Source organism: Sterolibacterium denitrificans, from assembly GCF_900174485.1.
Classification (GTDB): Bacteria; Pseudomonadota; Gammaproteobacteria; order Burkholderiales; family Rhodocyclaceae; genus Sterolibacterium; species Sterolibacterium denitrificans.
This window is the reverse complement of sequence record NZ_LT837803.1, coordinates 1,223,977-1,247,288: the sequence shown is the minus strand read 5'-3', so window position 1 is coordinate 1,247,288 and position 23,312 is coordinate 1,223,977. Positions and strand designations below refer to the sequence as shown.

Below are 23,312 nucleotides of genomic sequence, written 5' to 3'. Positions count from 1 at the left end.
GCCTGAAAGACGGGCAGCCGCAGCAGCATGCTGACCAACTTCTTTCTGCACCTCAAGGCAGCGGGCCTGCCTGTCTCGACGCGTGAGTTCCTGACCCTGCTGGAAGCATTGCAGCATCGCCTCGCCGGCTACAGCCTCGAAGATTTCTACTTCCTCGCGCGCACCTGCCTGATCAAGGACGAGGCGCATTACGACAAATTCGACCGCGCCTTCGGCAGTTATTTTCACGGCGTGACCGAGCTTCCCGGTCTGGAGGCGGAAATTCCCGAGGACTGGCTGCGCCTGATGGCGCAGAAGCATCTGACGCCCGAGGAAAAGGCCCGCCTGGAAAAACTCGGTTGGGACAAGCTGATGGAGCAGTTCAAGGAACGCCTGGCCGAACAGAAGGAACGCCATGAAGGCGGCAACAAATGGATCGGCACCGGCGGCAGCTCCCCCTTCGGCCACGGCGGCTACCATCCCGAAGGCATCCGCATCGGCGGCCCATCGGCCGGCAATCGCACCGCCGTCAAGGTCTGGGAGGAGCGCAGCTTCCGCAATCTCGACGACGCCATCGAACTGGGCACGCGCAACATCAAGGTCGCACTGCGCCGCCTGCGCCGCTTTGCGCGCGAGGGCGCGGCCGAAGAACTCGATCTCGACGGCACCATCCGCGGCACGGCGCAAAACGCCGGCTGGCTCGACCTGAAAATGCGTCCGGAGCGCCACAACAAGATCAAGGTGCTGTTGTTCCTCGATGTCGGCGGCTCGATGGACGACCATATCCAGCTCTGCGAAGAACTGTTCTCCGCCGCCCGCAGCGAGTTCAAGCACCTGGAGTATTTCTACTTCCACAACTGCATCTACGACCACGTCTGGAAGGACAACCGGCGGCGCAAGACCGAACGCTATCCGCTGCTCGACGTTCTTCACAAATATGGCGACGACTACAAGCTGGTCATCGTCGGCGACGCGACGATGAGCCCCTACGAAATCATTCAACCGGGCGGCAACATCGAATACATGAATCATGAGTCCGGCGCAGTATGGCTGGGCCGCCTGCTCGAAAAATATCCTCATGCCGTCTGGCTGAATCCCGAACCACGGCATCTGTGGGACTACCGGCAGTCGATCCAGATCATTCGCCGCATCGTCGGCGAGCGGATGTTTCCACTGACCATCGACGGCCTGGAGCAGGCCATGCGTCAGTTGAACAAATAACCGCCGCGCAGCGTCGCAGCGCACACGCACCAAACGGCCGGACAGACCGCAGCAGCGTTCCAGAGCGTGGGAATCGGCGTAAGATGCCTCCCTTTTACTGCACGGAGTCCATCATGGTCACGATATTCGCCGCATCCTGGCCCCAGCCCCGGTCTTCATTCGACGCACTTGCGCGCCGCGTTCGCGCGCGCGCCGCCGGCGCGCTGGCCACACTGGCCGTCGCATTGCTTGCGCTGCCCGCGCAGGCGGACCTTGCCGCCATCGGCAGCAAGGAAGCCGGCGCCGGCCTCAAGGAAGCCCTGGTACGCGGCGCCGAATATGCGGTCGCGCAGCTCGGCAAGCCCGACGGCTTTCTCGGCAACAGCAAGGTAAAGATCCCCTTGCCGGAGCCGCTGCAGAAAGTCGAAAGCCTGGGACGCATGCTGGGTCTCAGCAAACAGGCGGACGAACTGGTCGTCACCATGAATCATGCCGCCGAAGCGGCCGTCGTCGAGGCCAAGCCGCTACTGGTCAACGCGGTCAAGAACATGTCGGTGAAGGATGTGTACGACATTCTCGGCGGACCGCCGGATGCGGCCACCCGGTATTTCCAGAAAACGACCAGCGATCAGCTCACCGAAAAATTCCTCCCCATCGTGCATCAGGCGACGACCCGCGTCAGCCTGTCGGAAAAATACAACGCCTTTGCCGGCAAGGCCGCCAAGCTGAAACTGCTCGACGAGAAGGATGCCGACCTCGACGGCTACGTCACCCGCAAGGCGCTGGACGGCCTGTTCCTGATGATCGCCGAGCAGGAAAAACAGATACGTGAAGATCCGGTCGGCAGCGGCAGCAAGCTGCTGCAAAAAGTGTTCGGCGCAATCGGCGGCTAGCCCCCAGAGCACCAAGGCACTCGACGCCGTTTCTTCCCCTGAATCCGCCCGTGCCCTGACGGGTACGGGCATGGGCAAACACCTCCAGCGCAGTTCCGTTCCGGCAGCAAAATGAATTTCCCGACCACAGGGCGGCGCATCCTGCACAGCGCTGCCCTGATCCGCTTTTTCTGCATCCTCCTGACTGCATTGCAACTGAGCTTGCTGCCAGCGCAGGAGGCCCTGGCAGATTCGACAAGCTCGTTTGCCAGGGTACTGCCCGAGCAGTTGTTCAGCGATCCGGACATGTGCGCCTATGCGCCATGCAGCGCGGTACTGCCGGATGCCGACAGCTTCTCGCCGCGCACGGGCAGACCGCCCTATGTTGCAGGCTATCGCAGCGAAGGCGACAGGAAACAACTGGTCGGTTACGTCTTCCTGTCCACCGACATCGTGGATATCCCCGGCTATTCCGGCAAGCCGGTGATCACCCTGATCGGCATGAACCGCAAGGGCATCATCACCGGCATTCGCATCCTCAAACACTCCGAGCCCCTGCTGCTGTCGGGCATTCCGGAAAGCACCCTGATCGGCTTCATCGATCAGTATGTCGGCAAGTACGTCGGCGACAAGCTCGAAATCGGCGAATCGCGTCCCAACGAAGGCGTCATCGGCCTCGATGCCATCAGCGGCGCCACGGTTACCGTCATTTCCCAGAACCAGGTGGTGCTGCACTCCGGTATCGCCATCGCCAAACAAGTCGGCATACTCAAGAGCACCGAACGTCCGGCAGCCAGACTCACGCCAGCCACGCGCGCAAGACATGACTGGCCGGCCCTGCTCAGGGAAGGCAGCATCCGGCGTCTGACGGTGGAACCAGCCACCCTGGGCCTGCCGGTCACCGGCCGGCCCTACATGGATCTGTATTTCGGCTACCTCAACGCACCAGACATCGGGCGCAGCATCCTTGGCGAAGCCGGCTACGAAAACCTCATGTCGCGCCTGAAAAGAAATGAGCATGCGATTTTCGTCGTCGCCAACGGCACCGAGTCCTTCAAGGGCGTGGGCTTCGTTCATGGCGGCATTTTCGATCGCATCCTGATCGGCCAGGATCTGGACTCCTTCACCTTCCGCGACATCGACTCCCTGCTGCTGGACGAGGTGCACGCCGAACATGCGCCGCCCTTCTCCGAAACCGCCATCTTCATCCTGCGCAGCGCCAATTTTTCCGCGGCCTATCCCTGGCGCCTGGTATTCCGCGCCAGCAAGCGTGACCACAGGAGCGGCTCGCCGATCTTCACCAACTTCGAGCAGGACTACTGGCTGCCTACCCATTACCTGGAAGGCGGCCACCCGTCCTATACCCCGCCCGATCCGACCTGGCTGCGCATCTGGAAAAAACGCCCGCTGGAAATCGTCCTGTTCATCCTCCTGCTGCTCGCCGCCGCCGGCGTCTATGCCCTGCGCGACGAGCTGTCGCGGCGCGCCTCGCACAAGGACAAGCGCTGGGTGTCCGTGCCGAAGTACGCGATCTGGCTGGCCAGCATCGGCTTCACCGGCTTCTACCTGATGGCCCAGCCTTCGATCACCCAGGTCACGACGCTGCTCCATGCCCTGCTGTTCAAGTGGGAATGGCCGCTGTTCCTCTCCGACCCCTTCATCTTCCTGTTCTGGTGGTTCATCATCATCACCGTCTTTTTCTGGGGACGCGGCCTGTTCTGCGGCTGGCTGTGTCCTTACGGCACGATGAGCGAGCTGCTTTACAAGCTCGGCGGCAGGCTCGGTCTCAAGCGCTGGCAGAGGCAGTTGCCGCCTGCCCTGCACGAGAAGCTGAAGTGGCTCAAGTACGTCATCTTTTTCGTGCTGCTCGTCGCCTCTTTCCATTCGCTGGAATTTGCCGAACAACTGGCCGAAGTCGAGCCGTTCAAAACCACGTTCCTGGTCGGCGTCTGGAATCGCAGTTGGCCCTTCGTGCTGTTCTGGAGCGTGCTGATCGGCGCGGCACTATTTACCGAGCGCCCCTACTGCAAATATCTCTGCCCGCTGGGCGCCGGCCTGGCGATCCCATCCACTTTCCGCTGGTGGGGACTGCAGCGCAAGCAGGCGTGCGGCCCCTGCAAAGCCTGTGCCGTGGGCTGCGAATCCCATGCCATCGATCGAAAAAACGGACAGATCGATCAGCGCGAATGCCTGGCCTGTCTCGATTGCATCGTGCTCTATTACGACGATCACGCCTGCCCGCCCCTGTCGAAGGAACGCAAGCAGCGCCTGAAAGCCGGCCAACCGCTGACCCGGATAGGCAGCGATGGCTACTACATTCCCATCCTGCCGGCAGCAACGACGGCGGCAGGCACCGAATCCAAATCCGAATCCGAATCCGGCAAACCCCAACGCCTCAGCGTGGCCGGCTGGATGGGCGCCGAACTGCTCGATCTGTTTCCCTGGCGTGGCCGTATCGAGAAGGAAGACATCCTCGCCAACCTCATCGGCAGCATCCTGGCCGTGCTGGTCACCTGGGCCTGGCTGCTCGGCGCGGCCGGCAAGCTCGATCATCTGACGATACTGGGCTGGTGGCTGGCCTGGAGCGCCTATGAAATCGCCGTGCGCATGCAGACCAAGCCGGTCGTGCGCGAAGGCCCCTGGTGGCAGCGTCGATTCCGCCAGGCTGGCTGGGCCGACATGGCCGCCTATGTCGGCATCAAGAACATCCTGCTCGCCTCGCTGCTGTTCTTCATCATCCAGAGCGATACCGGACTCGGCCCGCTGCTGCAGCATCTGCCGGAAATGGGCTGGCCGAACTGAGCGCCTCAGGGCGCAGCGGAGGTATGCACCACGCGCGCCACGCGGAAACCATCGTAGTTGATGCGTCGCGTCACCCGGTCACCGAAGCGGCTGGTGACGCGCAGATACGGCGGCACATCGAACCACGAGCCGCCGCGCACCACGCGCTTGCTGCAGTCGCCCTGCAGCCAGGCGCTGCCATCCGCCGGCGCGCCCCGGTAGCTCTCGTTCCAGCAGTCTTCCGTCCATTCCCAGACGTTGCCCAGCATGTCATACAGGCCATAGGCATTCGGCCGCCGGCTGCCGACGACGCGTTGCCGGTTGCCCGAATTCTTGTCGTACCAGGCATGCAAACCCAGTCGATGTCCACTGGCATCGCCGAAATAGTAGCGCGTCGTCGTGCCGCCGCGAGCCGCGTACTCCCACTCGGCCTCGCTGGGCAGACGGTAGTGGCCGTGATCCGTCTGCGGTTTGGTTCGATTGAGCCAGGCGACGAAAGCCTGGGCATCCTCCCAACTGACATGCACCACGGGCGTCATCTCGCCCTGCCCTGCATTGCTCTTGAGAAACGGCTCGTCGAGCAGTTGCCCGTTGCCGCTTTCCAGGGCGAATCGCTTGAACTGCTGCAAGGTCACCTGCGTGCGCCCCAACTGGAACGCGCGAATAGTCACGCGATGCTGCGGCGTTTCGTCCCCGTAGGCATCGGCATCGGCCGCCGCGCCGGATGGACAGGAATCATCGCTGCTCAACTGATCCGGCCTGAACTTGCAGGCACCCATGAAAAAGCTGCCAGCGGGAATATCGACGAACCTCATGTCAACGTGGTTGACGAATTCTCCGGCATGAACCGGCAGACAGAACAAGGCGGCCAGCATCCCGGCCATCCATGGCCTGGAAGTGGAAGCACCCGCGCTGCGCCAGACATGGCCGATGGCCGGCCACCAGGCCGGGGCCGCAGGAAAAGCCGTCACGGCATCGTCTCCCGCGCCGCCTCGCCCGTCGCCGTGCCCATGTTGGCGGCGCTTTCCATGGCGGCTTCCGTTTCAGCGCCCGTTTCCATGTCCGTATATGGCACGGCGTCACCGCGATGACGTTGCCAGTTGTCGAAGTAGGCGCGCGCCAGCGCCGGGTTGTCGCGCAATATCAGCAGATTCTCGGCATTCCGCGCCTGGGCCGAATAGGTGAAGTTGTAGCTGCCGGTGACCACGGCGGGATGCGTCTCCAGAGGATCGATCAGCATGAGCTTGTTGTGGGCGATGGCATGGCGCGTTTCCAGCCAGACGGGAATGCCCGCCTCGGCCAGCCGTGGAATCTGGCTTTTCCCGGTCTGCAGCAGCATTTTCTGATCCGCCAGCACCTCCACCCTGACGCCCCGCCGATGCGCCGCGATCAATGCCTGCGCCAGCGGCTGGCTGGTGAACAGATAGGCCTGCACATGGATCGCCTGCCGCGCCTGCTGCAGCGTCCCGATGATGGCGCCCTCGGCATCGTCCCATGGACTGAACACCACTTCGACGCTCCCGCTTGCCGGCAGCAGCGCGCGCGCCCAGAGCGGCGCGGCCGCGCACAGCATCAATGCCAGCAGCAGCAACTGGCGCAACTGAAACAACGGGCGCGAGCGCGGCAACCTCACCATCTCACCATTTCACTTGCCGCGCTCCAGCACGGCCGCATAGAAACCATCCGTGCCGTGCACATGCGGCAGCAAGCGCATGTCCATGCCGCAATCGATGAGGATGCCCTGCTGGGCAAGAATCGCGGCGGCATCCAGCCGCTGGAACGCCGCATGCCCGGCCAGGAAATGGTCGACCACGCCCGCATTTTCCTCGTCGAGGATGCTGCAGGTGGCATACACCAGGCGCCCGCCCGGTTTCACCAGCCGCGCCGCGGCGGCCAGAATGTCCTGCTGCTTGCGCACCAGTTCAGCGACATCCTGCGCCGTCTGGCGCCACTTCAGATCCGGATTGCGGCGCAAGGTGCCCAGACCGCTGCAGGGCGCATCCACCAGCACGCGGTCGATCTTGCCGGCCAGGCGTTTGACGCGGACATCGTTTTCATTGTCGATGCAGACCGGATGGACATTCGACAGGCCGCTGCGGGCCACTCGCGGCTTCAACTTGGCGAGCCGCTTGCTCGACACGTCGAAAGCATACAGGCGCCCGGTGGAACGCATCATCGCCCCCAGCAGCAGGGTCTTGCCGCCGGCGCCGGCGCAAAAATCCACCACCATCTCGCCACGCCGTGGCGCCAGCAATGCGCCCAACAACTGGCTGCCCTCGTCCTGCACCTCGATGTGCCCTTGCAGAAACAATGGATGCTGCTGCAGGGCCGGCTTGCCTTCCAGGCGGATGCCCCAGGGCGAATAGGGACACGCGCTGGCCTTGATGCCTGTCGCGGCCAGTTGCCGCAAAACTTCATCGCGTGTGGTTTTCAGAAGATTGACGCGCAAATCCAGCGGGGCGCTGCGGTTCAGGCCACGCGCCAGTTCCACGAGTTCTGCCTCGGTGTGACGCGCGCTCAGGCGCTCGGTCAGCCAGTCCGGCAGATCGAGGCGTTCGGCCAGACTGCAGTCCGCGCAGTCCGTTTCAGCAGCGCTCCTGAGCGCCAGCAGCCAGTCCTGCTCCCCGGGAAGCAGCAGTCCGGCCAATTGACGCAACCCGAAGCCGGAATAGCGCAGCAGACAGGCCAGCAGCAGGCGCCGGGGCGTGACTTCCGGCTGAACCAGGCGTTCGAGCTGGCGCCGATGGCGCAGCACGGCATAGCAGGTTTCCGCGATGAAGCCGCGCTCGCGCCGCCCCAGGCTGCGCTGCTCGCGAAAATGATCGGACAACACGGCATCGGCCGGCCGCTCGAATGCCAGCAAGCGGCGCAAGGCGATAGCGGCCTGATCCAGCACTTTGCTGCTCAGACCGGCATCGATCGCGCCGCCGGTCTTTTCTGCAGACGCGGCATGCGGCCGCCGTTGCGCCGGGCGGCGCGTTTTGGATGCCGCAGATGGGACAGATGGCGCAACGCCGACCCGCTGGTTTTTTCGCCGATTCATTTCCATCTTTTCCACCTACCTCGCTCCCGCCGCAGCCTCATCCGCTGCCGAAATGTCGATATGCACCGCCGTCTGGTCGTAGGCATCTCCCTTGTCATCCGCGTAGCGAATCTTCACGGGCAGGCCATGCGCCTGCAGGTCCAGCCAGATGTCGATCAATTGCTCACCGGCGTGGGTGCGCAGATGCAGGGTCTGCCGCCGGCCCAGACGCGACAGATTCAGCGGTTCCTCGCCGAGCAGCTCGAAGTGATAACGCTCCAGCTTGCGCCCGTTGGTCACCGGCATGACGAATTCACGCGCCGCGTCCAGCCCGTCCCGATCCGGCCTGGCAGGCTTGCTTGCCAGCCGCCGCAGTTCCGGCAACTGCACGCCCAGTTGATAGAACATGCTCAACAGATCCTGGCTACGCGGCAGCAAAGCCAGCTCGCGTTGCGGCCCGCCGTCCAGGCTGAGGCGCATCCTCGTCCAGTCGAAGCGTGCGCCGCCTTCGGGCTTGCTGCGTTTTTCCGCCTGAAACGCCAGCGGCTGCAAGCCTTGCGCGGTCACGTTGCCGCGGCTGCGCCAGACGATCCGCGTGGAACGGAAGAAGGCAACCAGCCCGACGGTTTCCGTCACGCTCTGCAGCTCATATTGTTTGCCGTCGTGCCGCCATTCGTGCAGCGCCTCCGCCGCCACGAAGCGGCCATCGCCACGGGTCAGCTCGAAGCGCAGGCGGCCCTGGGCGGGCATCGGCAAACGGCCCGGCGCGTTTGCCGATGCCGGTTGCGGCTGAAGCTGCTTTTGCGGCATGGCCGGCGGGCCGCCAGCGGCAGCAATAGCGACAGCGCCAACCGGCTCTTCCGCCGCACAGGCAGGCAGCGCAAACAGCAAGGCGCCCAGCAGGGCCAGACCATGCAAATGACGGCTCATGCCGCGTCCGTCTGCGGCGCGATCAATGCCGCCGTGGCTGCCCGGCCAGCGCCAGCACTCAGCCTGACCTGCCCGGCTGCCGTCAACTGCAACTGCCCTGCCAGAAACCAGCGCACCGCCTGCGGATAGATGACGTGCTCCTGTGCCAGCACCCGGGCTGCCAGCGTATCGGGATCATCGTCCGGCAGCACCGGCACGGCGGCCTGGATCACGATCGGCCCACTGTCGAGCGCCGGCGTGACGAAGTGCACCGTGCAACCATGTATCCTGACCCCCGCAGCCAGCGCCTGGGCATGGGTATGCGTGCCGGGAAAGGCGGGCAGCAAGGAAGGATGGATGTTCAACAGACGCCCTTGGTAGCGGGCCACGAAGTCTACGCCGAGGATGCGCATGAAGCCGGCCAGCACCACCAGGTCCGCCCCATGCGCATCGATAGCCTCGGCCAACGCCGCATCGAACGCCGGACGCGTGGCATGGGCGCGGTGATCGACCACCGCCGTCGCCAGGCCGCGCTCGCGCGCATAGGCCAGCCCGGCGGCATCGGGGCGATTGCTGATGACGGCGATGCGGCAATCCGGCAGATTGGCTTCGACCAGGGAACGCATGTTGCTGCCGCGTCCGGAAATCAGGATGACGATGGATCTGGATTTCATCTGAGCGTCACGACGGGAAGAAAGACTGCGGTGGCCACACTCTGAACCACCTTGACGACGGTGCGGTTCAGTTTGTCGGCGATGATGCGCGAGAGCAGGTCGAAATGTCCGATGATCTTGCCGAACTCGCGCTCGAAACTCAGATTGGCCGGCTGCGCCGCCTGTCCAGCCTCGACCCCGGCGCTGCTGGCCGCCTCGTTCGACAGCAGAAACAAGCGGCCGTCCGCCATGCGCCTGTGCGACAGGCGCCAGACGGCAATTTCGACGTTGCGCGCGCTGTTGTACAGCTTTTGCGGATCGAGATCATCCAGCATGTAGAACTCCGTTTTCCCCTCGAATGCCTGATGCATCATCCCGCCCAGTCCGCCAATCAGCGCCAGCACGCGATCGCCGCGAAAATCCTCGTTGAATGCCAACTGGACGGCATCGGTGCCGTAGCGTCCCTCAAGCTCGGCAAAGCGCCACTCACGGGCCGGATTCATCACCCGCTCGACGGCATCCTGAACATTTGCCGCGCCCGATTTGCGCCACTCGGCCGGATTGCGCCGGTAGAGTTTTTCGGCAAGCACGCGCAGGCTGCGGAAAATTTCCTGGCGATAAGCGTCGGCCACGCGATCGATATCGGACTTGGCCAGTTGATTGGGATCGAACAATGCGCCGGCGGGTGAAGTCGCGCCGGAGACAGGCTGATTCGTCGAAGGCGCGGTCGAACAGGCCGTCAGTGACAGCACCATCACGGCAGAAAGCACGATCGAACGCATGCGGCATGATAACGCAAAGCCCGCCGTGCCATGCGGCCGCTCAGAACGCCGGCTTCACCTTGGCGTCCTCATATGCCTTGACGCCATTGAGGATCTCCTGCTTGGCTTCATCGACATCGACCCAGCCGATCACCTTGACGAACTTGCCCTCTTCGAGATCCTTGTAGCGCTCGAAGAAATGCGAAATCTGGTCCATCATCAACTGCGGCATATGGCGATAGGAACGCACCTGCCGGTACATGGAAGTCAGCTTGTCGACAGGCACCGCCAGCACCTTGGCGTCATCGCCCGCTTCGTCGTTCATCTTCAGCATGCCGATCGGCCGGCAACGCACCACCACGCCCGGCGGCAGGGTCAGGTGCGAAATGACCAGCACATCGACCGGATCGCCATCGCCAGCGATGGTGTTGGGGATATAGCCGTAGTTGCACGGATAGTGCATCGCCGTCGACATGAAACGATCGACGAAAATCGCGCCGGAATCCTTGTCGACCTCGTACTTGATCGGATCGGAATGCATCGAAATCTCGATGATCACATTGAAATCATTCGGCAAATCCCTGCCGGAAGGCACGCGATCCAGGCCCATGGTGTTCTCCGTAAAAAGGTTAGCCCGCTATTATATCGGTGCGCCTGCATGAACTCATGCGAAATCGCGGGTTTTTCCTCTGCAATCACCCTTCAATCTGCCCAATTCGCCCGCACCCCCGGAGAACCGGCCATGCAACCCAACCCCACCATAAATTACGGCAACGGCATCATTGCCATCGACTCGGGCTACATCCGTCCCGGACTCGCGGCAATCCACCTGATGACCGAAGGCCGGCACGCCGCGCTGATCGACACCGCCACCAACACTGCCGTCCCACGCGTCATGGCGGCGCTGGCCGAACACGGACTCGCGCCGACGCAGGTCGACTTCATCATCCTCACCCACATCCATCTCGATCACGCCGGCGGCGCCGGCACCCTCATGCGCCTGCTGCCGAATGCGCGGCTGCTGGTGCATCCGCTCGGCGCACGCCACATGGCCGAACCGTCAAAACTGGTGGCCGGCTCGATCGCCGTCTACGGCGCGGAACGCTTCCAGCAAATCTACGGCGAAATTCCCGCCATCGACCCGCAACGCATCGTCGCCGTCGAGCACGAGCAGCGCTTCGACCTCAACGGCCGCAAGCTGACCCTGCTCCACACCCCCGGCCATGCCCGCCACCACATCTGCATTCGCGACGAACGAACCGGACACTTCTTCACCGGCGACACCTTTGGCCTGTCCTACCGCGAACTCGACCGCGACGGCCGGCAGTTCATCTGCCCGACCACCTCGCCGGTGCATTTCGATCCGGAGGCATTGCACCGCTCGATCGACCTGCTGCTGTCCTACCGGCCCGAGGCGATGTACCTGACCCATTACGGTCAGATCACCGACGTACCGCGCTTGGCCGCCGACCTGAAACGCATGCTCGCCGCCATCGTCACCGGCGCCCGCCCGCTCAGGAATGCCGGAGAGCAATGCTACGCACAATTAAAACAAATGCTGGAAAATCTGCTGCTGGCCGAAGCCCGGCACGAAAACTGGGGCCTGCAGGGCAACGCCCTGCTGGAGTTTTTGGCACTGGACATCGACCTCAACGCCCAAGGCCTGGATCACTGGCTGAATACCAGCAGCTAGGCAGCCTCATTCACCGGGCAGCATACCGCTCGTAGGCGCATGATGACTTCCATTATTGGGCATCCCTGTCACAGCAATACTGCATCAAGCTACCGGATTGTCCTGCAAGAACTGGATCAAGGCCTGGAATTGAGACTGGGCCTTGCCTGTTGGATCGACGATGCTGTGGCTGAAGTATTTCTCTATGTTGGCCGCCGTGATTTCCGTATTGAGCGGGTCGTAGGTCGTGCCGTTGGCGCCACCCGCCGTGTGCCCCATCATGCGAACGAACGCGATCTGGCTGATACCCGCAGCAGCCTCGGTGTTGCCGCTGGCAACGGCCTTGTCATATAGCGCTTTTTCCGCCGGACTGAGGTTCGCAAAGGTATTCACAAACCCCGCCGCCTTTTGCAGGTAATCGAGCTCATCGGCAGTGAGTTTCTCCGTAGACTTGCCTTGCGCGATGATTTCAGCAAGCCGCTTGTCGTTGGCACGCACGTAATCCTGCTCTTCCTGCGTTCTGCTCGGGCCATCCTTGGCTTTGATCGCAGCAAGCCGTGCTTCGACCGATTTGTCGCTGTTCGCGGCAGATGAAGAAGAGGCAGTCGAGGAGACGAGCGCCTCTCGCGCCACTTGAGAAATACGGACAGTCTCGGCAATATTTGCCGGAGAGGCAGTCGGACTTTGCCGAGGCGATGACGAACGTGCAATCTGGGCGGCGAAGAAAGAAGCAGAAGTGGACTGGACGATCATGGCATGCCTCCATTTGCTAAATGCAGCAAGGCCACGCAATTAGTGTGCCTGCAAAAGATCAGATGCCTGGGAATTGTGATATCCAATGTTTGAGGTAACCGGCCACCGGAGCCGCAAAGCGGCGGAGAGAACCTGCAAGCCTAGCTTGCAGGCAGTCCTTACCCAAGAGATTGGATTTCACTTGTGGTCAGGGGCTGCGGAATAACGCGGACACAAGCCTGAACTTTCAAGACGGAAAACTGCTTTGGTTCGTGACAGGCACCCGAACTCCCGGATGCTCGCGCCACCACGAGTACAACTCCCCGAAATGTAGGTTGGGCTACCGTCTTTCTCGATAAACAGGAGCACCCAGACACCATCGTGTGCAGCACTCATCGGAGCGGTGTAGGTGCGACCGTACTTGGGATGCTTGAAGTCGCCGTCATAAGGGTGATGATCGCAAACTTCTTCCCACTCAAACGTAGCCAGTTCGGAAAAATTGATTTCTATCTTTTGTGTCTGTACGGCTCGGCTGAGTCGATAACGAAAAAGCGCCTCGTCCAACGAGGATGGCAGAAGAAATACGTCCCACGCAACAAAGCCGATGGCAAGAGCCATGGCCGCTGGAACTATCCAGAGAAGTCGACGCCGTGTCGAGGTACCCATGAAATCTAACCAGCTAGCTCCAGGTAACGCTCCGTTGACAAGCGGAGCGTCCCCTGGAGCGGCGGGCTGGACTTTTTGTCAGACACGATTTGCCTCTGCATGAAGCTTTAACCCAAGAGCGCCAATGACTTTGAGGATCGTATCGAACCCAGGGCTACGTTCCCCGGACAGCGCCTTGTAGAGGCTTTCACGGGAGAGCCCGGCATCACGAGCAACCTGGGACATGCCTTTGGCACGAGCAATATCGCCGAGTGCCTTGGCAATAAAGGCAGCATCTCCATTCGCTTCTTCCAGACAGGCCTCAAGGTAGGCGGCCATTTCCTCCGGCGTGCGCAGATGCTCTGCAACGTCATAGCGTGTAGTAAGGGTTTTGGTCATGGTGGCTACCCCAAAAGATTTCGTGCCAGGCGTAAAGCCGTCTTGATATCTTTGGCCTGTGTGCTCTTGTCGCCGCCGGCCAGAAGAATGATCAGCTCACGCCCACGCTGCTTGAAATACACCCGATAACCGGGGCCGTAGTTGATGCGCAACTCGGAAACGCCTTCGCCAACAGGCTCGACATCACCGGGATTTCCACCGGCAAGACGTTCGATCCTGGCTTGAACCCGCGCCCGTGCCTGAATGTCGCGCAAGGCATCGAGCCACTGGACGAAAACTTCAGTTTTCCGGATTTGGATCATGGGGCGACTGTAGCCATTCGGCTACACGATGTCAATCGCGTCCTCAATCGCCGTATTTCCAGGTATCGCTAAATGACGGCTACCACCAGTGTCTCTTGACACTCTTGGAAAAGCCCTTGTCGCGAAGTTAAGGAGAGCGCCGCCGATAGGCAACACATCTCCTCAAACGCAATGCTGGAGAACAACATCATGAAATCTTGAAGTTAACTGTTTGAACGAAGCTGTTTAGTGGCATGTCTTTTCTATTGTCGATGCCATATCAAACGCAAGTTGATAGTAAAAGGCGCCAAGACGGAACCGGCAACGGTTGCTGATGACCGGCAGGGTCACCAGCGGAACGTATTGACTTTATCCTTGGCGCGGGGTAGCGTGCGCCCGTTCGACCAGAAGATCCGCGTTTTCCCGGGGGGATCACCGACCAGGAGTTACAGCAGATGAATCATTCAATGAAGAGAGGGTTGGCGTTCTCGTTCTGTCTGGCGGGGGCAATGATGGTGGCCGGAGCCACAAATGCGGCGCCCACCGATACGGCCCAGCCTGAAGTCATGGCCGGCAAGAGCAAGCCGCCGGCGAAAACGTCGATACGAGGGACAGACACGCCACGCAAGGCGGCCGGCCACAGCGCGCCGGGGTCGGACCGCACGTTCAACCCACAGCCGGAACTTCCCGACCGCAAGGCCAAGGGCGCCGGCTACAACATGCCCGGATCGGACCGCTCGTTCAATCCACAGCCGGAGCTTCCCGACCGGCCGGCGTCAGCTGCGCAATCGAACTGAAGTCCGGCAAAAAAAGCAAGCGGGAACAGCACAAAATGGCGGAGGGGATCAGGACACTCTGATCCCCTCCGCCATTGTTTTACTTGTCGAAAAACCTGGCAAACGCATCCGCCACGCACTCGATGCCGGCATCGTCGATGTCGAAGTGTGCCACCAGTCGCACGCCCGGTTGGCAGAGTGCCGATACCGATGCAGGCCCCGCCGCCATTAACAGTTTCTCGCTGATTCACGGACCGTGAAAGGCAGGTGCCGGCCCAGAGCAGTCCTTCGTCCAATTGCGTTGAATGACAGGTCTGGCGGCATGACCACAAGGACGAGGCGAGCGGTGGGTTGGCAGATCAAGTCTGCGGAATCAGCTCCTGGCATGCTGCCATCCTGATGACCTCGGCCACCAGACTGGGGTCGTCGATCATGGCCAGATGCCCCACCCCGGCCATCAACTGCCAGCGGGCCTGGGGTAACAAGGTGCGCGCCAGCGTACCATTCAGCTTAGGCGGGAAGATGCGATCGCACTCTGCCCAGGCCAGGGTCACAGGACATGGCAAGGGATCGAGGCCCACCAGTTGCCCAACACTGTCCAGCAGTTCATGGCGGGCTGCGCAGCCCAGCAGATCATCGGCCATGTCGATGAGATCATCGGCCGACATGCGCTCGCCATGCACGGCGTTGTCCCGCATTCCCAAGGACCGCACCAGTTTGAGTTGCGCCATCACCGGCAGCATCCAGCGGGTCAGCTCCGTGACGCGCATCACCCGGCGCAAGATATTGGTGGCGTGTCGATGGTTGCGCGCGGAAGGGTCCCAACAACCGGCGGGCGACAAGGCGCACACGCTCAAGGCACGCCCCCGGCGGGCCAGCTCGATGGCCATCCACCCGCCCATGGAATTGCCCGCCACATGCACCTGCTGCATGCCCAGGGCATCCAGCGAGCGCTCCACATCATCAACCAAGTCCTGAATGCCCATGGGCCCCTGTGCCGGGACCCCGCCCCGATGCCCCAGCGCGGTCAAGGCGATGACATCGTGGTGCGGCGCGAGCAAAGGGATCACCTGTCGCCAGACACGCTCACTGCACGTAACGCCGTGCAGCAGCACCAGCGGGGTACCCGTTCCTTGTCTCAACATGGCGTGCGCGTCCCTTCAGCCAAAGATGACCACGTTCTGCCGCAGGTAAAAGTGGCAGGGGCGATATTTTCAACGGAAAATCGACCCCTTTGATTTTAATCTGCGTATCGCAGCGTCAATTATGATCGGCTTGAATATCACGAACACGCTTCAGCACAACGTTTTGCAATTTCGACATGAGCCAATTCAGTCCTTGAATGCTGATGTATCTGCCCTCGCCAACAACTGGGTTGAGAAAGGCGACAGCCTGCCTCACCCCGGAATCTGCCAGACTCCGGAAAAAATCTTGTCCGCCCAGAACAGGGCAGTGATGGTTTTGGCGTCGGTGATTTCGCCATCGCGCACGGCCAGCAGGGCGTCGGCCAGTGAGAGTTCGACGACTTCGAGGAACTCGCCGTGATCGCGTTCGTGGCCGACGAAGCTCAGGCCGTGGGCGAGGAAGATTTCGATGCGTTCGTTGGAGTAGCCGATGCACGGGTGCATGACGCCGAGGTGGCGCCAGTGGCGAGCCTTGTAGCCGGTTTCCTCGCGCAGCTCGCGGCGCGCGGTGTCGAGGATGGGTTCGCCGGCGTCGATCTTGCCGGCGGGTAGTTCGAGGAACACCTGGCCGACGGGGTAGCGGAACTGGCGCTCGAACAGCAGCTTGCCGTTGTCGAGCGTGGCAAGCATGACCACCGCGCCGGGGTGGCGGATGTATTCGCGCACGCTCTCGCCGCCATCCGGCAGGCGTACGCGGTCGCTCTGGACGTGCAGCAGACGACCGTGGAACACGGTTTCGCTGCTGATGCAGGTTTCGATGAGGTGCGACTCGTCCTTGTCTGACATGTCGGGCATGCGAGGATCGGCTGCCGGTCAGGCGGTAGCGCAGGGCTTGGGCACTACGCTACCGGCGATGGGTGGTCAGAGGGAACGCAGCAGGCTGATCGTGCCGAGATACATGGCGATCTGCGGGAACAGGCCGAGCACGGCGACGGCGAGGCCGTTCACCGAAAGCAGGATGCGCATGTCGAAGCCGGCCTGGATCAGCGATTTGTCCGTCGGCGCGTCGAAATACATCAGCTTGACGATGCGCAGGTAGTAGAACGCGCCGATCAGCGAGAAGAAGATGGCGAACAGGGCGAGCCACAGATGGCCGGCGTCGATGACCGCCAGCAGCACCAGGAACTTGGCCCAGAAGCCGATGAAGAAGGGTATGCCGGCCATCGAAAACATCAGGATCGCCATCATCGCGGCAAACCACGGGCTGCGCTGGTTGAGGCCCTTGAAGTCGTCGATGTTCTCGGCCTCGTGCCCGGCGCGCGAGAGCAGCAGGATCATGCCGAAGGCACCCAGGCTCATCAGCACGTAGGCAATGGCGTAATACAGCGCCGAACTGTACGCGGCAATGGCGCGGTTGGGGTCGACACCGCCGTCCGCCACGCCGCTGAGCAGACCCAGCAGCAGGAAGCCCATGTGCGAGATCGTCGAGTAGGCCAGCATGCGCTTGAGGTTGGTCTGCGCAATGGCGGCGAGATTGCCGATGGCGATCGACAACGCGGCCATGATCATCAGCATCAGTTGCCACTGGTCGGCCAGATCGAGCAAGCCATACACCAGCAGACGCATCGCCATGGCGAAGGCAGCCAGCTTGGGCGCCGAGCCGATCAGCAGGGTGATGGGCGTCGGCGCGCCGTGATAGACGTCGGGAATCCACATGTGGAAAGGCACCGCACCCAGCTTGAAGGCCAGCCCGGCAACCAGGAACACCAGACCGAACTGCAGTACCGGCTTGTTGACCGCGCCATGGTACAGCGCCTGGGCGATGCCGCCGATTTCCAGCGTGCCCGTGGCGCCATAAATCATCGACATGCCATACAGCAGCAGACCCGAGGCCAGAGCGCCGAGGACGAAATATTTCATCGCCGCCTCGGTGGCCTTGGCCGAATCGCGGTCCAGCGCCACCAGGGCATACAGCGTCAGCGAGAGCAGTTCGAGGCCCAGGTAGATACTGAGCAGATGGCTGGCCGAAATCAGCACCTTCATGCCCAGGGCGCCGAACAGCAGCAGCAGGTAATACTCGCTTTTCTCCAGGCCGCGCTCCGCCAGATAGCGGCGGTTGTAGACGATCATGAAGATCAGCACGATATCGACGAGGATCTTCAGCAGATTGCCGAAGGCGTCATTCACGAACATGTTGCTGAAAGTCAGCACCACCTGGCCATCGCGCAGCATGCTGTAGGAAATCAGGGCGCAGCCGATCAGCGTCGCCTGAGTCGCCAGCGGAATCAGCCAGCGCCGGCTTGCCGGCAGGACCAGGTCGAGCAGCAGGATGGCGCAAGCCATCGCCAGGAGAAAGAGCTCCGCAGCCGCAGGATAGAAATCAGGTATGACGAAGTTCATATTTGAATCTCTTTGATCAGCCGGTTGCTCGGTTGCTCAGTTGTTTAGGGCGCCACCAGGGTCAGCTTGCCGGTCGACACATGCTCAAGCAGATGCTCGACCGAAACGTGCATGACCTCGGTGAAGGGGAAGGGATACAGGCCCATGCCCAGTACACACAGCGCCAATACGCCAAGAATGAAGAACTCGCGGCGGTCGAGGTCGGCCATTTCGGCGACATGCTTGTTGCCGACGCCCCCGAAGACCACCCGCTTGTACATCCACAGCGAATAGGCCGCGCCGAGGATCAGCGAGATCGCCGCTCCGAAACCGATCCAGAAGTTGTATTTCACCGCGCCGAGGACGACCATGAATTCGCCGACGAAACCGGAGGTGGCCGGCAGGCCGGAGTTGGCCATGGAGAACAGCAGGAAGAAGGCGGCGAATTTCGGCATGGTGTTCACCACGCCGCCGTAATCGCCGATCTGGCGGCTGTGCAGGCGATCGTACATGACGCCGATGCAAAGGAACATGGCACCGGAAACGAAGCCGTGGGAAATCATCTGCACCAGCGCGCCTTCGAGGCCGATCTGGTTAAAGAGGAAGAAGCCCAGGGTGACGAAGCCCATGTGCGAAACCGAAGAGTAGGCCACCAGCTTCTTCATGTCGCCCTGGATGATGGCGACGAAACCGATGTAGATCACAGCGATCAGCGACAGCGCGATCATGTAGCCGGCGAGTTCCTGGCTGGCATCCGGCAGGATCGGCAGCGAGAAGCGCAGGAAGCCGTAGGCGCCAAGCTTCAGCATGATCGCGGCCAGCACCACCGAGCCGCCAGTGGGCGCTTCGACGTGGGCATCCGGCAACCAGGTATGCACCGGCCACATCGGCACCTTGACGGCAAAGGCGAAGAAGAAGGCGATGAACAGCCAGGTCTGCGCCGTCAGGCCCAGCGGCAGCGCGTGCCAGTCGAGGATGTTGAAGCTGCCCGACTGCAGGAACAGGTAGAGCAGCGAAATCAGCATCAGCAGCGAGCCGGCCAGCGTGTAGAGGAAGAACTTGAAGGCCGCATAGACGCGATTCGGCCCGCCCCAGACGCCGATGATGATGTACATCGGAATCAGCGAGGCTTCGAAGAAGACGTAGAACAGCACGCCATCGAGCGCGCAGAAGATGCCGTTCATCAGGCCCGACATGGCGAGGAAGGCGGCCATGTATTGGGCTACCCGGCTTTGGATCACCCGCCAGCCGGCCAGCACCACCAGGATGGTGATGAAACTGTTGAGCAGGATGAAGAGCACCGAGATGCCATCCACGCCGAGGTAGTAGTTGATGTTGTACTGCGGCACCCAGAGCGCGTGTTCGACGAACTGCATCGCGCTCTGCGCCGTATCGAAATTCACGTACAGCGGGATGGTGACCAGAAAACCGGCCAGGGCGGCAATCAGTGCGATGCCCCGGGTGAGTCCGGCGTTGCGGTCCGAACCGGCGAGGAGCACGACCATGGCCCCAAGGATGGGTACCCAGATCGCTAGGCTTAGAAAGTTTGAGGCAATCATCTCGGTGGATTCCTGTCGAGCATCCGTACTGTCTGGTGTTTATTCCGTGCGTCGTTGAAGTGCTTCACGCACTCAAGCCCGGAAGATCCACAGCGTCAGCAGGACGAAGACGCCGAATATCATCATGAAGGCATACTGGTAGACGTAGCCGGTTTGCAGCCGGCGTGAAATCGCGGACACCCAGCCGACCACGCGCGCCGAACCGTTCACCAGCAGGCCGTCGATAAGCATCTGGTCGCCGCCCTTCCACAGGCCACGGCCGAGACCGCGGGCGCCGCCGGCAAACACCACTTCGTTGATCTTGTCGAAATAGTATTTGTTCTCCAGCAGGGTGTAGATCGGCTTGCAGCGCTGCATGATGAAGGTCGGAATCTCGGGGCGCTTGAGATAGAAGAACCAGGCCAGCACGACCCCGGCAACGGCCAGGATGAAAGGCAGTTGAGTCATGCCGTGCAAGGCCATGGCGGTGGCGCCGTGGAACTCGCTCTTCAGATGCGCCATGGCGGCATGCGCCGGAGCGATGGCGATGGCATCGCCGAAATAGCCGCCATAGAGCATCGGTTCGATGGCGATGTAACCGATGACGATGGACGGAATCGCCAGCGCCACCAGCGGCAGCCAGACCACCCAGGGAGACTCGTGCGGCGTGCCGCCGTGATGATGATCATCGTGATGATCGTCATGCGGCGCCTGGTCGTAGCGCTCCTTGCCATGGAAGACCAGGAAGTACATGCGGAAGGAGTAGAAGGCGGTGACGAAGACGCCGGCGACCACGGCGAAATAGGCAAAACCCGAGCCCGGCAGGTTGGACAGGGCCACGGCCTCGATGATCGAATCCTTGGAATAGAAGCCCGAGAAGAAAGGCAGGCCGATCAGTGCCAACGAGCCGATCAGGGAAGTGATCCAGGTGATCTTCATGTGCTTCCACAGGCCACCCATGTAGCGGATGTCCTGGTTGTGGTGGCAGCCGATGATCACCGAACCGGCGCCGAGGAACAGCAGCGCCTTGAAGAAGGCATGGGTCATCAGGTGGAAGACGGCGATCGAATAGGCCGAAGCGCCCAGCGCCACGGTCATGTAGCCCAACTGCGAGAGCGTCGAGTAGGCGACGACGCGCTTGATGTCGTTCTGGATGATGCCGAGAAAGCCCATGAACAGCGCGGTGATGGCGCCGATCACCATGACGAAGGACAGCGCCGCGTCGGACAGCTCGAACAGCGGCGACATGCGCGTGACCATGAAGATGCCAGCCGTCACCATGGTGGCGGCGTGGATCAGGGCGGAGATCGGCGTCGGGCCTTCCATCGAGTCGGGCAGCCAGACGTGCAGCGGAAATTGCGCCGACTTGCCCATCGCGCCGACGAACAGGCAGATGCAGATCACGGTGATCAGCAGCCAGGGCGTGCCGGTAAAGAGTTCGATATTCTGCGCGGCCAGCATTTCGCGCTGGGCGAAGACCTCGGCGTAATCCAGCGAGCCGGCATAGGCGGCGATCAGGCCGATGCCGAGGATGAAGCCGAAGTCGCCGACGCGGTTGACCAGAAAAGCCTTGAGGTTGGCGTAGATCGCCGTCGGCCGGGTGTACCAGAAGCCGATCAGCAGATAGGAAACCAGGCCCACCGCTTCCCAACCGAAGAACAACTGGAGGAAGTTGTTGGACATCACCAGCATCAGCATCGAGAAGGTGAACAGCGAGATGTAACTGAAGAAACGCTGATAGCCCGGATCGTCGTGCATGTAGCCGATGGTGTAGATATGCACCATCAGCGAGACGAAAGTCACCACCAGCATCATCATGGTGGTCAGGGGATCGATCAGGAAGCCGATTTCGAGCTTCAGGCCATCCGTCTCCATCCATTGATAGACGCTGCCGTTGAAGGTGTTGCCGGCCTGCACGTCGAGGAAGATCATCACCGAGGCGACGAAGGCGATGGCCACGCCGAGAATGGTCACGGTATGCGCGCCGGCCCGACCGATGCGCTTGCCAAACAGGCCCGCGAGAATGGCGCCGAACAGCGGCGCCAGCGGCACAACCAGATAAAGCGTTTTCATGTCCATCGCTCGGATTTAACCCTTGAGACTGTCGAGGTCATCGACATGGATGGTGGAGAGATTGCGGAACAGCGCCACCAGGATCGCCAGGCCGATGGCCGCTTCCGCCGCCGCCACCGTCAGGATGAAGAGGACGAAAAGCTGGCCGTTGGGATCGCCCAAGTAGTGCGAAAAAGCCACGAAGTTGATGTTCACCGCCAGCAGCATCAATTCCACCGCCATCAGCAACACGATGAGGTTCTTGCGGTTGAGGAAGATGCCGACGACGCTGATCGCGAAAAGAATCGCGCCCAGGATCAGATAGTGTGAGAGAGACAGGCTGCCCATATCCGTTTCCTTATTCCTTCTCTGCCGCCGCTGCGGGGCTTTCCTGCTCGCTGGGCATGTTCACCAGACGCAGCCGTTCACTCTTGCTGGCCGCGACCTGTGACGGTACGCGCTGCGACTTTCTGTCGCTGCGGCGGCGATGCGTGATCATCACGGCGGCAATGATCGCCACCAGCAGCACGACCGAAGCGAGTTCGAACGGATAGACATATTCGGTGAATAACAGACGGCCAAGCTGCTTGGTATTGCTGAAGTCCGCAGCGAGCTCGGCCGGCGCCGGCATGGTCCCGGCCGAGAAATAACTGCCGCCGAGCACCAGCGCCATTTCCAGCACCATGAAACCGCCGATGAGCGCCCCCAGCGGCAAGTAGCGCCAGAAGCCTTCACGCAGCCGCTCGATGTTGATGTCGATCATCATCACCACGAACAGGAACAGCACCATCACCGCGCCGACATACACCATCACCAGCACGATGGCGAGAAACTCCGCCTGCAGCAGCAGCCAGATACCGGCGGCATTGAAGAATGCCATCACCAGAAAGAGGACGGCATGCACCGGATTGCGCGCGGTGATCACGCGCAAGGCGGCGAATACCATCACGGCAGCAAGGAAATAGAAAATTGCGATTTTGAAGTCCATGGTTCTCGGTGAGTATCTGCATGCCGCAACGGGCAGTCAGCCGGCTCCCCTTCACTCCTTACCTGAATTGGGCATCCTGTTCGCGGTCCTTCGCGATCTGTGCTTCGTTCCTGTCGCCCACCGCCAGCAGCATCTGCTTGGTGTAGTACAGATCGCCGCGCGCTTCGCCGTGGTATTCATGAATCCGCGTGAGCACCACCGCATCGACCGGACAGGCTTCCTCGCAGAAGCCGCAGAAGATGCACTTGGTCAGATCGATGTCATAGCGCGTGGTGCGGCGCGAACCATCGTCACGCTCGTCCGACTCGATGGTGATGGCCATCGCCGGGCAGACGGCTTCGCACAACTTGCAGGCAATGCAGCGTTCCTCGCCATTCGGATAGCGGCGCAGGGCATGCAGGCCGCGGAAACGATTGCTCTGCGGGGTCTTCTCTTCCGGATACTGGATGGTGATCTTCGGCTTCCACAGATACCGCCAGGTCACGGCCATGCCGGCGCGCAACTCCGTGAGGAACAGACTGTTGATGAACTGTTTCATTGCACCCATGA

25 protein-coding genes are annotated in these 23,312 nt (G+C 61.6%); 5 read left to right on the top strand and 20 right to left on the bottom strand.

Annotated features, from left to right (window positions below):
- Nucleotides 1-27 precede the first annotated feature (27 nt).
- From SDENCHOL_RS05700 to SDENCHOL_RS05690, 3 genes are all read left to right on the top strand, one after another.
- A complete protein-coding gene (locus SDENCHOL_RS05700) occupies nt 28-1,200 on the top strand; it encodes a vWA domain-containing protein (protein ID WP_154716361.1) in 1,173 nt (390 codons plus the stop codon).
- A 113-nt stretch (nt 1,201-1,313) separates the two neighbouring features.
- The gene (locus SDENCHOL_RS05695) at nt 1,314-2,072 is read left to right on the top strand and encodes a DUF4197 domain-containing protein (protein WP_154716360.1); all 759 of its coding nucleotides are present in this window, start codon (nt 1,314-1,316) and stop codon (nt 2,070-2,072) included.
- A 111-nt stretch (nt 2,073-2,183) separates the two neighbouring features.
- Nucleotides 2,184-4,853, top strand: a complete 2,670-nt coding sequence (locus tag SDENCHOL_RS05690) for a 4Fe-4S binding protein (RefSeq protein WP_154716359.1) — start codon at nt 2,184-2,186, stop codon at nt 4,851-4,853.
- A 5-nt stretch (nt 4,854-4,858) separates the two neighbouring features.
- Here SDENCHOL_RS05690 and SDENCHOL_RS05685 read toward each other — a convergent pair whose 3' ends face one another.
- The 7 genes from SDENCHOL_RS05685 to ppa are packed head-to-tail and all read right to left on the bottom strand — an operon-like array spanning nt 4,859 to nt 10,787.
- Nucleotides 4,859-5,803 carry a formylglycine-generating enzyme family protein gene (locus SDENCHOL_RS05685; RefSeq protein WP_197706850.1) on the bottom strand — a complete coding sequence of 315 codons (945 nt, stop codon included), beginning with the start codon at nt 5,801-5,803 and terminating at the stop codon, nt 4,859-4,861.
- A complete protein-coding gene (locus SDENCHOL_RS05680; RefSeq protein ID WP_154716358.1) occupies nt 5,800-6,468 on the bottom strand; it encodes a phospholipase D family protein in 669 nt (222 codons plus the stop codon). Before SDENCHOL_RS05680 ends, SDENCHOL_RS05685 begins: the two co-directional genes overlap by 4 nt.
- Nucleotides 6,469-6,477: 9 nt before the next feature.
- The gene (locus SDENCHOL_RS05675; protein ID WP_154716357.1) at nt 6,478-7,875 is read right to left on the bottom strand and encodes an RsmB/NOP family class I SAM-dependent RNA methyltransferase; all 1,398 of its coding nucleotides are present in this window, start codon (nt 7,873-7,875) and stop codon (nt 6,478-6,480) included.
- A 15-nt stretch (nt 7,876-7,890) separates the two neighbouring features.
- Entirely contained in the window at nt 7,891-8,784 is an 894-nt protein-coding gene (locus SDENCHOL_RS05670; protein ID WP_154716356.1) for a DUF3108 domain-containing protein, read from the bottom strand.
- Entirely contained in the window at nt 8,781-9,437 is a 657-nt protein-coding gene (gene purN / locus SDENCHOL_RS05665) for a phosphoribosylglycinamide formyltransferase (RefSeq protein WP_154716355.1), read from the bottom strand. Before purN ends, SDENCHOL_RS05670 begins: the two co-directional genes overlap by 4 nt.
- The gene (locus SDENCHOL_RS05660; protein WP_154716354.1) at nt 9,434-10,198 is read right to left on the bottom strand and encodes a hypothetical protein; all 765 of its coding nucleotides are present in this window, start codon (nt 10,196-10,198) and stop codon (nt 9,434-9,436) included. Before SDENCHOL_RS05660 ends, purN begins: the two co-directional genes overlap by 4 nt.
- 40 nt (nt 10,199-10,238) lie before the next feature.
- Nucleotides 10,239-10,787: an inorganic diphosphatase gene (ppa, locus tag SDENCHOL_RS05655; protein ID WP_154716353.1), complete on the bottom strand. Its 549-nt coding sequence runs from the start codon at nt 10,785-10,787 to the stop codon at nt 10,239-10,241.
- A 132-nt stretch (nt 10,788-10,919) separates the two neighbouring features.
- Between ppa and SDENCHOL_RS05650 the strand changes: the two genes are divergently transcribed.
- A complete protein-coding gene (locus SDENCHOL_RS05650; protein WP_154716352.1) occupies nt 10,920-11,870 on the top strand; it encodes an MBL fold metallo-hydrolase in 951 nt (316 codons plus the stop codon).
- An 84-nt stretch (nt 11,871-11,954) separates the two neighbouring features.
- Here the strand turns inward: SDENCHOL_RS05650 and SDENCHOL_RS05645 are convergent, their stop codons facing one another.
- The 4 genes from SDENCHOL_RS05645 to SDENCHOL_RS05630 form a co-directional block, all read right to left on the bottom strand.
- Nucleotides 11,955-12,602 carry a hypothetical protein gene (locus tag SDENCHOL_RS05645; protein WP_154716351.1) on the bottom strand — a complete coding sequence of 216 codons (648 nt, stop codon included), beginning with the start codon at nt 12,600-12,602 and terminating at the stop codon, nt 11,955-11,957.
- Between the two features lie 177 nt (nt 12,603-12,779).
- The gene (locus tag SDENCHOL_RS05640) at nt 12,780-13,199 is read right to left on the bottom strand and encodes a hypothetical protein (protein ID WP_154716350.1); all 420 of its coding nucleotides are present in this window, start codon (nt 13,197-13,199) and stop codon (nt 12,780-12,782) included.
- A gap of 126 nt (nt 13,200-13,325) precedes the next feature.
- Complete coding sequence (locus tag SDENCHOL_RS05635; protein WP_154716349.1) at nt 13,326-13,625, bottom strand: addiction module antidote protein; 300 nt, start codon at nt 13,623-13,625, stop codon at nt 13,326-13,328.
- A gap of 5 nt (nt 13,626-13,630) precedes the next feature.
- Nucleotides 13,631-13,927 (bottom strand): type II toxin-antitoxin system RelE/ParE family toxin, encoded by a 297-nt coding sequence (locus SDENCHOL_RS05630; protein WP_154716348.1) that lies wholly within the window; start codon nt 13,925-13,927, stop codon nt 13,631-13,633.
- 434 nt (nt 13,928-14,361) lie between these two features.
- On the opposite strand from SDENCHOL_RS05630, the gene SDENCHOL_RS05625 reads away from it, so the two are divergent.
- Complete coding sequence (locus SDENCHOL_RS05625; RefSeq protein ID WP_154716347.1) at nt 14,362-14,703, top strand: hypothetical protein; 342 nt, start codon at nt 14,362-14,364, stop codon at nt 14,701-14,703.
- Nucleotides 14,704-14,782: 79 nt separating this feature from the next.
- Here SDENCHOL_RS05625 and SDENCHOL_RS14615 read toward each other — a convergent pair whose 3' ends face one another.
- From SDENCHOL_RS14615 to nuoI, 9 genes are all read right to left on the bottom strand, one after another.
- Nucleotides 14,783-14,911, bottom strand: a complete 129-nt coding sequence (locus SDENCHOL_RS14615; RefSeq protein ID WP_269458629.1) for a hypothetical protein — start codon at nt 14,909-14,911, stop codon at nt 14,783-14,785.
- Nucleotides 14,912-15,041: 130 nt separating this feature from the next.
- The gene (locus SDENCHOL_RS05620) at nt 15,042-15,827 is read right to left on the bottom strand and encodes an alpha/beta fold hydrolase (RefSeq protein ID WP_154716346.1); all 786 of its coding nucleotides are present in this window, start codon (nt 15,825-15,827) and stop codon (nt 15,042-15,044) included.
- 252 nt (nt 15,828-16,079) lie between these two features.
- On the bottom strand, nt 16,080-16,661 hold the full coding sequence (locus tag SDENCHOL_RS05615) for an NUDIX domain-containing protein (protein WP_420031034.1): 582 nt from the start codon (nt 16,659-16,661) through the stop codon (nt 16,080-16,082).
- Nucleotides 16,662-16,727: 66 nt separating this feature from the next.
- Nucleotides 16,728-18,206 (bottom strand): NADH-quinone oxidoreductase subunit NuoN, encoded by a 1,479-nt coding sequence (gene nuoN / locus SDENCHOL_RS05610; protein ID WP_154716345.1) that lies wholly within the window; start codon nt 18,204-18,206, stop codon nt 16,728-16,730.
- Between the two features lie 44 nt (nt 18,207-18,250).
- Complete coding sequence (locus SDENCHOL_RS05605; RefSeq protein WP_154716344.1) at nt 18,251-19,744, bottom strand: NADH-quinone oxidoreductase subunit M; 1,494 nt, start codon at nt 19,742-19,744, stop codon at nt 18,251-18,253.
- 72 nt (nt 19,745-19,816) lie between these two features.
- Complete coding sequence (gene nuoL, locus SDENCHOL_RS05600) at nt 19,817-21,802, bottom strand: NADH-quinone oxidoreductase subunit L (RefSeq protein WP_154716343.1); 1,986 nt, start codon at nt 21,800-21,802, stop codon at nt 19,817-19,819.
- A 9-nt stretch (nt 21,803-21,811) separates the two neighbouring features.
- Nucleotides 21,812-22,123 carry an NADH-quinone oxidoreductase subunit NuoK gene (gene nuoK, locus SDENCHOL_RS05595; protein WP_154716342.1) on the bottom strand — a complete coding sequence of 104 codons (312 nt, stop codon included), beginning with the start codon at nt 22,121-22,123 and terminating at the stop codon, nt 21,812-21,814.
- A 10-nt stretch (nt 22,124-22,133) separates the two neighbouring features.
- The gene (locus SDENCHOL_RS05590; RefSeq protein WP_154716341.1) at nt 22,134-22,763 is read right to left on the bottom strand and encodes an NADH-quinone oxidoreductase subunit J; all 630 of its coding nucleotides are present in this window, start codon (nt 22,761-22,763) and stop codon (nt 22,134-22,136) included.
- 58 nt (nt 22,764-22,821) lie between these two features.
- Entirely contained in the window at nt 22,822-23,310 is a 489-nt protein-coding gene (nuoI, locus tag SDENCHOL_RS05585; protein ID WP_154716340.1) for an NADH-quinone oxidoreductase subunit NuoI, read from the bottom strand.
- Between the last annotated feature and the right edge of the window lie 2 nt (nt 23,311-23,312).

Bases quoted from the DNA above. Each gene is read 5' to 3' on its own strand.
- nuoK (WP_154716342.1), bottom strand. From the start codon at position 22,123: ATGGGCAGCCTGTCTCTCTCACACTATCTGATCCTGGGCGCGATTCTT.
- SDENCHOL_RS05650 (WP_154716352.1), top strand. From the start codon at position 10,920: ATGCAACCCAACCCCACCATAAATTACGGCAACGGCATCATTGCCATC.
- SDENCHOL_RS05695 (WP_154716360.1), top strand. From the start codon at position 1,314: ATGGTCACGATATTCGCCGCATCCTGGCCCCAGCCCCGGTCTTCATTC.
- SDENCHOL_RS05690 (WP_154716359.1), top strand. From the start codon at position 2,184: ATGAATTTCCCGACCACAGGGCGGCGCATCCTGCACAGCGCTGCCCTG.
- nuoL (WP_154716343.1), bottom strand. From the start codon at position 21,802: ATGGACATGAAAACGCTTTATCTGGTTGTGCCGCTGGCGCCGCTGTTC.
- SDENCHOL_RS05700 (WP_154716361.1), top strand. From the start codon at position 28: ATGCTGACCAACTTCTTTCTGCACCTCAAGGCAGCGGGCCTGCCTGTC.
- nuoN (WP_154716345.1), bottom strand. From the start codon at position 18,206: ATGAACTTCGTCATACCTGATTTCTATCCTGCGGCTGCGGAGCTCTTT.
- SDENCHOL_RS05615 (WP_420031034.1), bottom strand. From the start codon at position 16,661: ATGCCCGACATGTCAGACAAGGACGAGTCGCACCTCATCGAAACCTGC.
- SDENCHOL_RS05670 (WP_154716356.1), bottom strand. From the start codon at position 8,784: ATGAGCCGTCATTTGCATGGTCTGGCCCTGCTGGGCGCCTTGCTGTTT.
- SDENCHOL_RS05680 (WP_154716358.1), bottom strand. From the start codon at position 6,468: ATGGTGAGGTTGCCGCGCTCGCGCCCGTTGTTTCAGTTGCGCCAGTTG.
- SDENCHOL_RS05675 (WP_154716357.1), bottom strand. From the start codon at position 7,875: ATGAATCGGCGAAAAAACCAGCGGGTCGGCGTTGCGCCATCTGTCCCA.
- SDENCHOL_RS14615 (WP_269458629.1), bottom strand. From the start codon at position 14,911: ATGGCGGCGGGGCCTGCATCGGTATCGGCACTCTGCCAACCGGGCGTG.
- SDENCHOL_RS05625 (WP_154716347.1), top strand. From the start codon at position 14,362: ATGAATCATTCAATGAAGAGAGGGTTGGCGTTCTCGTTCTGTCTGGCG.
- SDENCHOL_RS05635 (WP_154716349.1), bottom strand. From the start codon at position 13,625: ATGACCAAAACCCTTACTACACGCTATGACGTTGCAGAGCATCTGCGC.
- SDENCHOL_RS05630 (WP_154716348.1), bottom strand. From the start codon at position 13,927: ATGATCCAAATCCGGAAAACTGAAGTTTTCGTCCAGTGGCTCGATGCC.
- nuoI (WP_154716340.1), bottom strand. From the start codon at position 23,310: ATGGGTGCAATGAAACAGTTCATCAACAGTCTGTTCCTCACGGAGTTG.
- purN (WP_154716355.1), bottom strand. From the start codon at position 9,437: ATGAAATCCAGATCCATCGTCATCCTGATTTCCGGACGCGGCAGCAAC.
- SDENCHOL_RS05590 (WP_154716341.1), bottom strand. From the start codon at position 22,763: ATGGACTTCAAAATCGCAATTTTCTATTTCCTTGCTGCCGTGATGGTA.
- SDENCHOL_RS05620 (WP_154716346.1), bottom strand. From the start codon at position 15,827: ATGTTGAGACAAGGAACGGGTACCCCGCTGGTGCTGCTGCACGGCGTT.
- SDENCHOL_RS05605 (WP_154716344.1), bottom strand. From the start codon at position 19,744: ATGATTGCCTCAAACTTTCTAAGCCTAGCGATCTGGGTACCCATCCTT.
- SDENCHOL_RS05660 (WP_154716354.1), bottom strand. From the start codon at position 10,198: ATGCGTTCGATCGTGCTTTCTGCCGTGATGGTGCTGTCACTGACGGCC.
- ppa (WP_154716353.1), bottom strand. From the start codon at position 10,787: ATGGGCCTGGATCGCGTGCCTTCCGGCAGGGATTTGCCGAATGATTTC.
- SDENCHOL_RS05645 (WP_154716351.1), bottom strand. From the start codon at position 12,602: ATGATCGTCCAGTCCACTTCTGCTTCTTTCTTCGCCGCCCAGATTGCA.
- SDENCHOL_RS05640 (WP_154716350.1), bottom strand. From the start codon at position 13,199: ATGGCTCTTGCCATCGGCTTTGTTGCGTGGGACGTATTTCTTCTGCCA.